General features: G+C 43.3%; 12 protein-coding genes and 1 pseudogene. 12 read left to right on the forward strand and 1 reads right to left on the reverse strand.

Annotated elements, in window-relative coordinates; all coding sequences use genetic code 11:
* Positions 1-292 precede the first annotated feature (292 nt).
* From ACESON_RS14920 to ACESON_RS14975, 12 genes and pseudogenes are all read left to right on the forward strand, one after another.
* On the forward strand, positions 293-1,966 hold the full coding sequence (locus ACESON_RS14920) for a P-loop NTPase fold protein (RefSeq protein WP_373110711.1): 1,674 nt from the start codon (positions 293-295) through the stop codon (positions 1,964-1,966).
* A 22-nt stretch (positions 1,967-1,988) separates the two neighbouring features.
* Positions 1,989-2,462, forward strand: coding sequence for a GNAT family N-acetyltransferase (locus ACESON_RS14925; RefSeq protein WP_373110712.1), 474 nt, complete (start codon positions 1,989-1,991; stop codon positions 2,460-2,462).
* A 27-nt stretch (positions 2,463-2,489) separates the two neighbouring features.
* Positions 2,490-2,903, forward strand: a complete 414-nt coding sequence (locus ACESON_RS14930; RefSeq protein ID WP_373110714.1) for an EamA family transporter — start codon at positions 2,490-2,492, stop codon at positions 2,901-2,903.
* Positions 2,904-2,926: 23 nt separating this feature from the next.
* Positions 2,927-3,106 (forward strand): annotated as a pseudogene (locus tag ACESON_RS14935) (GNAT family N-acetyltransferase); the annotation flags it as partial.
* Between the two features lie 57 nt (positions 3,107-3,163).
* Entirely contained in the window at positions 3,164-3,628 is a 465-nt protein-coding gene (locus tag ACESON_RS14940; protein ID WP_373110721.1) for an arsenate reductase ArsC, read from the forward strand.
* Positions 3,621-4,541 carry a phosphotransferase gene (locus ACESON_RS14945; protein WP_177959079.1) on the forward strand — a complete coding sequence of 307 codons (921 nt, stop codon included), beginning with the start codon at positions 3,621-3,623 and terminating at the stop codon, positions 4,539-4,541. Before ACESON_RS14940 ends, ACESON_RS14945 begins: the two co-directional genes overlap by 8 nt.
* 121 nt (positions 4,542-4,662) lie before the next feature.
* Positions 4,663-5,568, forward strand: coding sequence for a hypothetical protein (locus ACESON_RS14950; RefSeq protein WP_373110716.1), 906 nt, complete (start codon positions 4,663-4,665; stop codon positions 5,566-5,568).
* 162 nt (positions 5,569-5,730) lie between these two features.
* Positions 5,731-9,348, forward strand: a complete 3,618-nt coding sequence (locus ACESON_RS14955; RefSeq protein ID WP_373110717.1) for an AMP-binding protein — start codon at positions 5,731-5,733, stop codon at positions 9,346-9,348.
* A gap of 147 nt (positions 9,349-9,495) precedes the next feature.
* The gene (gene spo0A, locus ACESON_RS14960; RefSeq protein WP_177276376.1) at positions 9,496-10,296 is read left to right on the forward strand and encodes a sporulation transcription factor Spo0A; all 801 of its coding nucleotides are present in this window, start codon (positions 9,496-9,498) and stop codon (positions 10,294-10,296) included.
* 111 nt (positions 10,297-10,407) lie between these two features.
* Entirely contained in the window at positions 10,408-11,853 is a 1,446-nt protein-coding gene (gene glgA / locus ACESON_RS14965; protein ID WP_177276377.1) for a glycogen synthase GlgA, read from the forward strand.
* A 17-nt stretch (positions 11,854-11,870) separates the two neighbouring features.
* Complete coding sequence (locus ACESON_RS14970; protein WP_177276378.1) at positions 11,871-12,332, forward strand: divergent PAP2 family protein; 462 nt, start codon at positions 11,871-11,873, stop codon at positions 12,330-12,332.
* Between the two features lie 191 nt (positions 12,333-12,523).
* Positions 12,524-12,901 carry a LytTR family transcriptional regulator DNA-binding domain-containing protein gene (locus ACESON_RS14975; protein WP_177276379.1) on the forward strand — a complete coding sequence of 126 codons (378 nt, stop codon included), beginning with the start codon at positions 12,524-12,526 and terminating at the stop codon, positions 12,899-12,901.
* A gap of 213 nt (positions 12,902-13,114) precedes the next feature.
* Here ACESON_RS14975 and ACESON_RS14980 read toward each other — a convergent pair.
* Positions 13,115-13,333 (reverse strand): hypothetical protein (locus ACESON_RS14980; protein ID WP_373110720.1); only part of this gene is annotated, 219 nt, incomplete at its 5' end.

The following is a 13,333-nucleotide window of genomic DNA, read 5'->3' on the forward strand; positions in this document are numbered from 1 at the left end:
TAACGCCTGTGGAGATAGTAGGTTACGAGGTCTGGGAAGCAGGAAGCCCATTGGCTTTAGACAATGGGTAGTTCACGAGGTGTGTTATAATGAAGTTAGAAAAACTGAATTTTATGGTTCATATCAGTTTGGAGTGGCGGAGTAAATTAACGCTTTTAGAAGCGACTGTAGAATTTCAAAAGGATTTCGTAAAGTAAAATGGGACTGCTTTCTTAGAACAGAAAGTTATCAAGTGATGGACACATTCTTTGGTTTTGGATACCAAAGGTATCATTAAGAAAAAGGAGAAAATGTGGGAAAAGAAAATACAAAAGGAATGGGAATTACAGATATGCCTTGTACCAGTGAAGAGGAGGATTTGCTGGAGATTTCAAAATATGTGAAAGGTCTGGGAAAATTTATCAGGGAATGTAAGACGCCGATGTCTATTGCAATCCAGGGGGATTGGGGAACCGGAAAAACATCCACATTAAATCTGCTAAAGAAAAATCTGGAAGCAGATAAGGATACGAATGGCATTAAATGCGTCTTTTTTAATACATGGCAGTATTCCCAGTTTAACATGGAAGACAGCCTGTATGTTTCGTTTGTACATAATCTGGTAAAGCAGTGCGGAGGAAATGATGAAATCCTGAAAACAGTGGCTGGTTTTGGTAAGCTGGCTTTCTTTAAAGCCATTGACTGGAAGTTTGGAACCAATGCTTCGGAAATTTTAGACGGTTTTGAAAAAGCCAAGAAGGATCAGATGGAAAGTGTCAGCAAGCTTCAGGAGGATTTTGCAGAGCTGGTAAAAAAGACCGGAAAGCGTTTGGTGATTTTTATAGATGACTTGGATCGTTTAAATCCGGAAGTTGCTGTGGAGCTGTTGGAAATCATCAAGCTTTTTGTGAATGTGGAAAACAGTATTTTCGTGCTGGCGATTGATTATGAAGTAGTGGTAAAAGGTGTTCGTAAAAAATACGGAGAAAACCTTTCAGAGGAGAAGTGCCGGAATTTCTTTGATAAGATTATTCAGCTTCCTTTTAAAATGCCGGTTGAGAGGTACAACCTTACAGAACTGGTCAGGAAAGCTGTCCAGGAGCAGACTCATATGACCGATGAGGGCGTTAATATTGTGGCTGAATTTATCAGCGATGTCATGGGAACAAACCCCAGAACCTTTAAACGTCTGGTGAATGCATTTTTCTTAATAAACAGTGTAAATGAGATTGGGGAAGAAGCAGAATCTAAAACGAAAGAAATAAACGATGTTTTAATGTTTTGCAGCTTATGTATTCAGATGTGCCTGCCCAAATTATATGAGCTGATGGTTACGGCCTCTACAAAAAAACAGCTGAAGGAATTATTAGAGGTGAAAGCTGCGGAGGAAATCAGAGCTTATATAACAAAATATTTCATTGATATGGAGGAAACCGATAAGGAATTTAATGAAATCATCAAGGGAATCCGTCTGTTTCACGAGGAAGTACTGAATCCTGTTTCTGAAAAATTCAAAGAGGAGGTCGTATTAGAAGCCCTGTTTGGTTTGCTGGCAGTGACTTCCATTACCATGGTTTCTGCGGATACTGCTGCAAATTCAGGCAGAAAATCGGCAACGAAGATCACTCATATTCGCATCAATGAGAAAGAGATTGCTGTAGCCAGTGCAAATGCTGCTATTGTTGAGACCTTTAGATCGCTTTTAGGGAAGAATATGTCTTATATGGAGGAATTTATGCTCCAGAATCCGGCTTTTCTTACAAATGAAGAGACAAAGAAGGACTCCATGTTCCGGCAGCATAAGCTCCTTTTGAGAGACGGTGATACAACAATTTATTTGGGGGTATCCAGTGGAACTGAGGCTAAAATAAAGCAGGTGGCAAAGCTGTGCCAGTTTTTAAAGGATAAGGGACAGATAAATCAGGTGAAATGGCTGAATGGAGAGGACGAACTCTTTTGTTTTTTACCTGAAATAGAAAATAATTAAAACGAAAGGCAGGACGAAGTGGATGCTTTTGTATCATAAAGTTACAGAGGAAGAAAAGTATCTTATCAGTGAATGGAAGTACCAGGAACCTTATTCCATTTATAATAATATTCCTTACACAGAGCAGATTCAAAAGCATCGGGGATTTGCTGATTTGCAAAATAATTATTATTCCTATTATGATGGAGAAAAGCTGGTTGGTTATGTGAATTTGAAAGAGAAGGAAGCGAATGTTTTTTTAGGCGTTGGGGTAAATCCGGATTTTTGTGATCAGGGTTATGGACAACAGATTGTTAAAATGGCCTGTATTCTTTCACACAAACAATATCCGAATAAGAAGGTATCTATCGAAGTTAGAAGCTGGAATATAAGAGCAATAAAATGCTATGAAAAAGCAGGTTTTGTCATTGTTGGTATGCCAGTAATAAAAACCACTCCAATGGGACCGGGTGAATTTTATAACATGGAGGAGAGTTGTCAGCAGGCGTTATATTGAAGCATAAGAAAAATGGAGGCATACGATATGTGGTTTGTATTTGCATTGTTGTCTGCGATATTTGCTGCGTGTACTTCTATACTGGCAAAGATCGGCATAGACGGAGTGAATTCGAATCTTGCAACAGCCATCAGAACCATTGTGGTTTTAGTTATGGCGTGGGGGATGGTTTTTTTAACAAACACACAGAGTGGATTATCAGAAATCAGCCGAAAAAGTTGGATTTTTTTGATTTTGTCAGGACTGGCAACGGGAGCTTCCTGGCTATGCTATTATAAAGCTTTGCAAATGGGAGAAGCCTCCAAGGTGGTTCCGATTGACAAGCTAAGCGTGGTAATTACTCTGGTGCTGGCTTTTGTTTTTCTGCATGAAAAGTTTACGATAAAGTCCTTGCTGGGCTGTGTTTTTATTGGGATCGGAACCCTGATGATGGTTTTGTGACTGTTTGATGTATGGTCAGGGAAAAAGGAATTGCTTCTGCAGTCTGTGACCAATTAGAAAAAGCAGTTTCTGCAGACAGGATAACGACACATGCATCCATAACGGCAAAACCATTTTTTGAAAATAGAGGATACAGGACAGTGCGGGAACAGCAGGTGAACCGGAACGGGATTTTACTTACAAATTATGTTATGGAGAAAGATATGGACAGGAAAGAGGAGAAAATCCAGTGTATTTTCAGTGAACAGAATGAGCAGTGTATCAAAGAGAGATGCCCGTTTCATAAAAAAGAAAAGAAGAAAGCAGCATTTATATGCGTACATAATTCCTGCAGAAGCCAGATAGCAGAAGCGTTGGGAAAGCATTTTGCATCAGATGTATTTGAAAGCTATTCCGCCGGTACAGAAACGAAGGAGCAAATCAATCAGGACGCCGTTCGTCTGATGAAAAAGAGATATGGAATCGATATGGAAGAGACTCAGTATTCTAAATTAATTAATCAGATTCCTGAGCCAGATATTGCGATATCCATGGGCTGTAATGTGGAATGTCCTTTTATTGGAAGACCCTTTGACGAGAACTGGGGACTTGAGGATCCGACAGGAAAGAGCGATGCTGAGTTTGAAAAGATTATAGACGAAATAGAGGCCAATATCCTGAAGTTAAAAGAGAGGTTAGGGAAAGACGTTGAAGAATGCAGACTTGTGGAGGAGCAGAATGTTTGACGATATCAGGCAGAAGAGTGAATGGAAAAGCATAGAAAGAATTTCCAAAGGGTGGTCAGCGGATGAGAAATATTATATTCGAACCAGGGAGGGGAAATCATTGCTGCTTCGATGCTCTGATATCGGAAAATATGAGGCAAAGAAAAAAGAATACGAAATGATAAAAAGGTGTTCTCAGCTGGGATTTTTGATGTCAGCCCCTGTTGATTTTGGAATCTGTAATCAAGGGAAAACGGTATTTATGCTGCTTACATGGATGGAGGGAGAGGATCTGGAGCAGGTATTGCCCCGATTGTCCGCAGATAAGCAATATATGCTCGGGAGGAAAGCGGGAGCAATTTTAAAGAAAATCCATTCTCTTCCAGTGGAACAGGCGGATATTCCCCAGGATACAAAAAAGGAAAAGAAATTAGCTCAGCTTTCCAGGTATGAGCAGTCACAGGTTCGTATGGAACAGGATCAGGCAGTGATTGATTATGTCAGACAGAATATGGATCAGATATGGAAGGAAAAGCCGGTATATCTTCATGGAGATTTCCATCCGGGAAATATCATCTACACCAGTGACGGTTCGATTGGTATGATTGATTTTAACCGCTGGAAGGTGGGGGATCCTTACGAGGAATTTTATAAGCTGGAGAGCTTCGGGACAGAGCTTAGCATTCCCTACTGCATCGGTCAGATAGACGAGTATTTTGATGATCATATTCCAGAGGCATTTTGGGCAGCTCATGCGGTGTATACAGCTCATGCATCGTTGCATTCGATTGTATGGGCAGAAAAGTTTGGCCAGCAGGATATAGACAGAATGAAGGAGCGATGCCGCCGGATATGGAGAGATTATAATGATTTTGCTTTAAATAAGCCAGGCTGGTATACTGAGAACTATAGAGCGTGTGTGAAGAATCCGTAACATAGATGCATGGCGGGAAAATAGTAACAGTTCAGCCATGCATGAATGGCATAGCGTTGGAGGTTTGGACAGATGTTTATGATTTTAGAACGGAATTTTGTAGAGGAGAAGGACAGATAGAATGAATTCAGTGAAAAGAGATACCGCGTATTACCATCTGCCCGGTTTGTTTGAATTTTATGAGCTGTATTCGGTGTTTTTGCCATTGTTTCGCAGGCATCGGGAATACTTTTACGAATGGTGCGAGATTGGCTCTATCTATGGCGCCCCAGCGGAATGTATCTGGGGCGGCGGAAGAGTTGGAGGAGGTGAGAGGAAGCCGGAGGAGGTTCTGGAACTGATGGAGGAATATGGGATTTCAGCCCGATTGACCTTCAGCAACTCACTGCTTGGAAAAGAACATCTTGCGGATCCCCGGTGTAATGCACTCTGCGCTCTTTTTGAGACGGGAAAGAAAAACGGGGTGATTGTACATTCAGATTTGCTGCTGTCCTATTTAACTGTCAATTACCCCGGTCTTTATTTTGTTTCATCTACAACCAAGGTTCTGACTGATTTTAGACAGTTTCTGGACGAAGTAAACCGGGAGGAGTTTCTTTATGTTGTGCCGGATTTTCGGTTAAATAAGGCTTTAGATAAGTGGAGAACTCTTTCAGAATATCAGAAAGAAAAGGTGGAATTTCTGTGCAATGAATGCTGCTGGTTTGGGTGCCAGGACAGGAAACTCTGTTATGAAGCTGTCAGTCGGAGAAACCTTGGAGAAAATGCTTGGGAACACCGCTGCAAAGCGCCTGATGCGAAGGAGGGATATCGTTTTTCTAAAGCAATGGCCAATCCGGGATTTATCTGCACTAAGGACATAAAAGAGATCTATCTGCCTATGGGATTTTCTCATTTTAAAATTGAAGGACGGGGACTGGGAAGCGCTCTGATTTTGGAATTTTTGCTCTATTACATGACAAAGCCGGAGTATCAGCTGCATGTGCGGGAAAGCATTTATCTGGATAATATGCTGGATTTGTTTTAAATGGGAAGCAGAAGGAGATAGGAAACGATAGATTGAGGAAACATGACCAATAAAACTGGAAAATAAAGCAAAAGATTGTCACTCCAATGATTTACACAATTAACATAAAGTGTTATATTATGAACAGAAATCATAAAAATGTTCAAAAATGAGGGGGAAGCTATGATTACCAGGGAGAACACCAAAACTATTTATGATCTGGTGTGCAGTGCAGGAGACAGCCATGGAGACCACGTATTTTTACGCTATGAAGACAATGATGTAATTTATGAAGTAACATACCGTCAGTTTGTGGCTGACTGTATGGCAGTAGCCGCATGGGCCCAGGAGAAGAGCCGTGAACTGGGACATCCGGTGCGGGTAGGCCTTTTAGGTGGAAGCGGCCATCACTATCTGGCAGTGATGCTGGGTGTTATGGCCAGCGGCAGCGTGATCATTCCAATGGATGTCCAGATGGACGCAGATACTTTTTGTGACTGTGTCAGCAGATCAGATGAGGATGTGCTGTTCTATGACTGGGACTTCAGAACCCTGGCAGAAGAGGCAGGCAGCCGCTGTCCGGCTCTGGAGGAATGCATTTCCCTTCAGCACGGAAGACATGTGGCCTGCTCTGACAACATTCTGAAAAATTATGCAGGAAGACCGGTGGAGAATCTGGCGAAGCCGGAGGAGTGTGCAATGATTCTTTTCACTTCTGGAACAACTGGAAGAGGAAAGGGTGTTATGCTGTCCCACGGAAACCTGATTGATAATGTGTTCTGTACCACGGATACAGAGCATCCGGAAAATGAGATTTATCTGAATGTCCTTCCCATGCACCACGTATTTTGCATCAACGGAGATGTTCTTATTGTGATTCGTTATGGAAGTACCCTGTGCCTGAATCGGGATATGACAAAGCTGGCTGCTCATATTCTTCTGTTTGAGCCAACGGTGATGCGTATGGTACCCATGATGGCAAAGGGACTTTACAACAGAATTGCGATTATGAGTCGGCAGCAGCCTGGAAAATCTCTTTTCCAGATCAAAGAAGAGGTGTTGGGAAAACGTCTGCATAAGGTAGTCAGCGGAGGCGGATATCTGGCTCCGGAGCTGGCTGCAAACTACAGCCGTCTGGGAATTTCCATTGCTCAGGGATACGGTATGTCTGAGTGCTCTCCAAAGATTTCTTCCCCTGACTGGAACCGCCCGGATAAGGTGGCCAGTGTGGGAAAATTAGTAGAGGGCTGTCAGGTGAGAATTGTGGACGAAGAGATCCAGGTAAAGAGCCCGTCTGTTATGATGGGATATTACAAGGAGCCGGATAAGACAGCAGAGGCAATCACAGAGGATGGCTGGCTTTGCACCGGAGATATCGGATATCTGGACGAAGAAGGATTCCTTTATTTGACCGGCCGGAAAAAGAACCTGATTATTTTGAGCAACGGAGAAAATGTGGCTCCAGAGCAGCTGGAGAATTTGTTTGAGGATGAACGCCTGATTGAGGATATTCTGGTCTTTGGTGAGGATGATGCGATCTGCGCGGAGGTTTATCCGAATTTTAAATATGCAGAGGCTGCCAACATCAGCGATATTGAAGGAACGGTTCAGGAAATTATCAAAAAACATAACCAGAAGCTTCCGTCCTACAAACGGATTATGCAGTGTCGGATACGAGCGGTTCCGTTTGCAAAAACCTCTTCTAAGAAGATTATCCGGAATCAGTATTTTACAAAGAAGAAAGAGGAGAAGGAGCAGGAGGCGCAGGTTCGCCGTCCGGAAAATGAACTTCAGGAGAAGCTTTATACCTGTGTATCAAATGTGCTGGGACACAGCCGTTTTGGCATTGATACAGAGCTTTACGAGGCTGGACTGGACTCCATGGGCAGTGTGCTTCTGCTGACGGATCTTTACAATGATTTGAAGATTTCCATTACTCTGGATGAGCTGATGAGCCATGCATCGATTCTGAAGCTGGAAGCAGTGGCAAAGGAAAAAGAAGGACAGGGACGTACCGACTATTCCTGGAGAACCAAGTATCCGCTGACTGGTGTGCAGATGTTCTTTGCCTATGTAATGCGGGGCAACACAACGGCCAATCTGCCCTTCTTCTATCGTCTGGATCCCCGGGTAGATCTGCGTCTGCTGAAACGTTCTGTGGAGCAGGTGTTTGAGCTGCATCCTGAGCTGAAGGATGTGATTCAGTTTGATCAGGAGACAGGCGCCTATATGAACTTCCGTGATGACTGGAAAGAGGTAAATATTCCTATTCATCACCTGACGGATGCTCAGTGGGAGGAGGAGAAAAACGGACTTCTGCGCCCCTATACCTACGGACCGGGAGAGCCGCTCTATCATATTGCACTGTATCAGACAGAGACAGAAAAATATTTCTTCATGGATGTTGCCCATATTATGGGAGACGGTATGACGATGAATGTGCTGTTTGAGGATATCAATGCACTCTATGCAGGAAAAGCGGCAGTTCCGTCAGAGTACACCTATTATGAGTATATTCTGGATGAGAAAAAGCGGGATGAGGAAGGCGGAAGAGAAGAGAATATCCGGTATTTCACAGAACAGATGAAGGATCTGAAAATCCGCAGAAGCATTCTGACAAAGAAGGAACACAGAGGGCTTGACTTTGGTATCAATGCAGCTTTGCGGAATCGGTTCGAGAAGATTAACCGGAAAAAACTGACTGCGTTCTGCCATGAGAATGGAGTATCAGAAAATGTAGTATTTTTGACGGCATACAACTACTGTATCAGTTTATTCTCTAATGAAAAGGATACGGTCAGCACATCCATTCACAGCGGAAGAACAGACAGCCGCTGGAACCGTCTGGCAGGTCCTCTGTTCAGAACCTATTATTTCCGGTATACGGAAAATAAAGAGGAAACTGTGGCAGAGATGCTTAAGCGCTCTGGCCGTCAGATTATGGAGACCATGCGGTGCTATATGTCCAATCTTCATGCAGACGAGATGTTCTTCCAGTATCAGGGAGATATTTTAAATATCAATACTATCGGCGGTTATCCGGCAGAGCGCCAGAGAATCCAGCTGGATTCCCTGCCCTTCCATCTGCAGGTATTTTCTGATGACAAGGGATATTATTATGAGCTGCGCTACTGGGAAAACCGGTTTGATAGACAGCAGCTGCAGGTATTTATGACGGCTGTAGAATGTGTGGCAGAGGCTATGATGGATGAGCATTTTGCAAGACGTTTGAAACGCTACCTGCCGGAAGAGCTCTTCCCCAAGCACTACTTTGTAGAAGCGGGAACCATCAACTGGGAGGCAGGAAGCCGTCTGATTACGGATGTATCAGCAGAAACGATGGTAAAGGCTTATGTACTGGATGAAAACTGCAGAAAGAAACCATTTGGTGGATGGGGAACTCTGTATATTATGGATCATAAGCCGGCAGACTGTGTGGATCAGATTACCAATCCTTACGGCCCGGGTGTTCTTTACCAGACCTCATGTACGGCCCGAATTCTGCCTGACGGTTCCATTCATATGCTGGAGCAGGGCGGAAGAATTATTATGACAGAAAGCCTGACTGGACGTCACTTCCTGGATTTGTATCGACTGGAGGATACAGCATGTCAGTATCCAGGTGTGGAGCGGGCGGAAGCCTATGTGGCATACGGCGCAGGAAATACTATGGTTCTGACGCTGGATGTATACGGAAAGAATCAGCTGGATACAGAAAACCTTCAGAAGTATCTGACTGAACGGTGTGAGAAACCGTTGATTCCTGCAGTTATTCATTGCATGGATTGTGAAATAAAATAAAAAAATAAGAGGCTGTTACAAATCCTCCTGTTCTTCGTTATATATAGTTGCGGTTCTTGACGAAACTTGGCGATGGAAATTCATTGCCAGGGGACAAACTAAGCGGCTATAATACAAATTATAACAAGGAAACAGGAGGATTTTGCATTGAATGAATTACATGTGGCGATTGCAGAGGATAATCCGCAGATGATGAATCTGCTGAATGATATGCTGGAACAGGAGAATGGATTTCGTGTGGTAGCAAAAGCAGACAATGGAGAGGATGCCTATGAAATGATTATGAAAACCAATCCGGATCTGGTGCTGATGGATGTGATTATGCCGAAACTGGACGGGATTTCTGTGATGGAACGGGTGAAAAAAGAACGGGCCGGAAAACCGATGCCGTCTTTTATTATGGTGACAGCAGCTGGAAGTGAGCAGGTTGCATCGGATGCCTTCCAGATGGGAGCCAGTTATTATATTATGAAGCCCTTTAACAGAGAAGTGGTGATGGATAAGATTCGGAGGGTATGCGGCGAGGGCGGTTCTCTGCTGGGAGGAGAATTAAAGCAGGTAAATCCGTATGTGGATAAGGAAGAGTACATGAGGAAGAATTTAGAGCATGATGTGACCAGACTGCTCCACGAAATAGGAATTCCCGCTCACATTAAAGGCTATCAGTATCTGCGGGACGCCATTGAAATATCAGTAGAGGAAGAGGAGATGCTGATTTCTGTAACTAAGGTTCTGTATCCTGCAATAGCTAAGCGGCACAATACAACATCCAGTCGTGTGGAACGGGCGATTCGTCATGCGATTGAGGTGGCCTGGAGCCGTGGAAGATTGGATACGATTCATGATATTTTCGGATATACTGTCAGCAATGGAAAGGGAAAACCAACAAATTCTGAATTTATTGCTCTGATTGCGGATAAAATACGACTGGATTACAAAAGAATCTAGAAAGGTTCTGATTTTTCTCAGAATATACTTCCTAAATCTGCCTAAATATTGTATACTATACAGTAATGAGAGTCTGCAGGGACGGGCTGATATTATAGGAGGGGTTTGTAGATGAAAAATATTTTGTTTGTAGCATCTGAGGCTGTACCTTTTATTAAAACGGGCGGATTGGCCGATGTAGCGGGATCGCTTCCTAAGTGTTTTGACAAACAGTATTTTGATGTAAGGGTAATGATTCCCAAGTATCTGTGTATCAGTGAAAAATGGCGCAATGAGATGACCTATGTGAATCATTTTTACATGGACTATCTTGGACAGAGCCGTTATGTAGGCATTATGCAGTACGTGTATGATGGAATTACCTTTTATTTTATTGATAATGAAGCTTATTTTAATGGAGCAAAGCCCTACGGTGACTGGTATTACGATCTGGAGAAGTTCTCCTTCTTCTGCAATGCGGCGTTGTCAGCTCTGCCTGTGATCGGCTTTAAGCCGGATGTAGTTCACTGCCACGATTGGCAGACCGGTCTGATTCCGGTTTACTTAAAAGACAGATTCCGGGGTGGAGAGTTCTTTTCCAATATGAAATCGGTTATGACCATCCACAACCTGAAATTCCAGGGTGTATGGGATGTTAAGACCATTCAGAGGTTTTCCATGCTGCCGGATTATTATTTCACTCCGGACAAGCTGGAGGCTTACAAGGATGGCAATATGTTAAAAGGCGGCATTGTATTTGCAGATGCAGTGACTACTGTAAGCCAGACCTATGCAGAAGAGATTAAGATGCCGTTTTATGGAGAGGGCCTGGATGGTCTGATGCGGGCAAGAACCAACAGCCTCCGTGGTATTGTCAACGGAATTGATTACAATGAATTCAATCCGGCTACGGATACTATGATTGCCCAGACCTATGATGCCAGAACCTTCCGTAAGGAAAAGGTGAAAAATAAGAGAGCGCTTCAGGAGCAGCTGGGACTGCCGGTGGATGATAAGAAATTCATGGTAGGAATTGTTTCCCGTCTGACAGATCAGAAGGGACTGGATCTGATTCAGGCAGTGATGGACGAGCTCTGTACAGATGATATCCAGCTGGTTGTTTTGGGAACTGGTGATGAGCAGTATGAAAACATGTTCCGCCACTATGACTGGAAGTACCACGATCGGGTATCTGCCCAGATCTATTATTCTAATGAGCTGTCTCATAAGATTTATGCAGGCTGTGACGCATTCCTGATGCCGTCTCTGTTTGAGCCGTGCGGCCTGAGCCAGCTGATGGCACTTCGTTATGGTACAGTTCCGATTGTCCGCGAGACAGGTGGTCTGAAGGATACGGTAGAGCCTTACAACGAGTACGAGGGCAAGGGTACTGGATTCTCATTTGCAAATTACAATGCTCATGAGATGCTGGATACAATAAATTATGCCAAGTATATTTACTATAATAAGAAACGCGAGTGGAACAAGATTATTGATCGGGCTATGGCTGCAGATTTCTCCTGGAATACCTCTGCGAAGAAGTATCAGGAGCTGTATGACTGGCTGATTGGTTATTAAAAAGAGGCGAAGAATGCATGAGCTTGTGGGATAAACTGCTGAGTAATGAGGTTCTGATTAGTGCGCTGGTGGGATGGACGGTGGCGCAGTTTCTGAAAACAATTTTTGATTTTGCTCTGAATAGAAGCTTTTCCGCGGAGCGTCTGGTTGGTTCCGGAGGTATGCCCAGTTCCCATTCATCAACGGTATGTGCACTGACAACGTCTGCGGCTGTCTGTTATGGAATAGAGTCCTTTGAGTTTGCTATTTGCTTTGTGCTGGCAGCTGTGGTCATGTATGATGCGATTGGTGTCCGTCAGGAAACGGGAAAACAGGCAAAGCTGCTGAATCTGATTATGGATCAGGATTTTTTCCGTTTGGATGACGAGCATTTTCAGATACGTTTAAAGGAGTTAGTGGGACATACGCCCCTTCAGGTTTTTGCAGGAGCCGTACTGGGAATTCTTCTGGCGTTGACGATTCACCAGATGTACAGATAGAGGGGAGTGGAGTCCAGCAAAATTCCGTCACTTTCTGACAAAACCTGTTATAAAATAACAAATACTGCGTTAATATAATTGACCTGTCAGGGAAACTGACAGGTCAATTGTGATCTGGAGTGATGATTATTGTGTAGGATAATCTGACGAGAAACACGGATGATATAGAAAAAAACAGGGGGCGTAGAAACGTGAAAAAAGAGAAGGAATATGTGTGGGAATTTAAGGGAAAGCTGATTCATCTGTATGAACGGGATATTTATTATATTCATCTGGAAGAACGGAATATTTATGTACATACGCATAACCGAACATACCCGATAGGGAAATGCATGCAGGAAGAGGAAGAGTATCTGAGGGAAATGCCGGTGCTGCGGACTCATTATTCTTATCTGATTCATATGAAGTATTTGGAGATGCTGAGTGGAAATGAGGCAATTCTTCGGAATGGAGACAGGGTGCCTATCAGTGCCAGCAGAAAAAAGCAGGTGCTGGAGGCGGCAAGAGCCTACTTTTATGAAACAAAAAAATGCAGAAAAATAGGGCAAAACGGTATGAAAACGGTATAATTTGGAAAAAGTATTGAAGAGAGAGAACTCTTATGCTAGGATGTGCAGGTCTGATTCAAAAACATGAAGCCAGTCCGAGTGGTTTTGTGACGGATTTGTTTTAAGAAGCAGTATTATGGCAAGGAAGGCGTTTTTTCTCCGGCATCATTCTATCTGCCGGAATCTCTTATCTAAGGAAGACCTGTATAAAAACGGGGAACTTCTGTCTGATTTTCAATGAAAATGGTAAATGGGGATTTTCAAGGCATAGGAACTGCCAAAGGGCAGTGTTTGAGTCAGAATAATCAGTTTACACAGCAGACGAAAAAGCAGTATCTGTGTATCCTGTATGCCTTGAAAGCCCGAAATACATTTAAAAAAAGTTGAAAAAAGTTGTTGACATTTGTTGGAAGGTTTGATATTATATAACTCGCCGCTGAAAACGGCGGCAAC

The sequence above is a fragment of the Lachnoclostridium sp. Marseille-P6806 genome (assembly GCF_964238185.1).
In the GTDB taxonomy this organism is placed as follows: domain Bacteria; phylum Bacillota; class Clostridia; order Lachnospirales; family Lachnospiraceae; genus Brotaphodocola.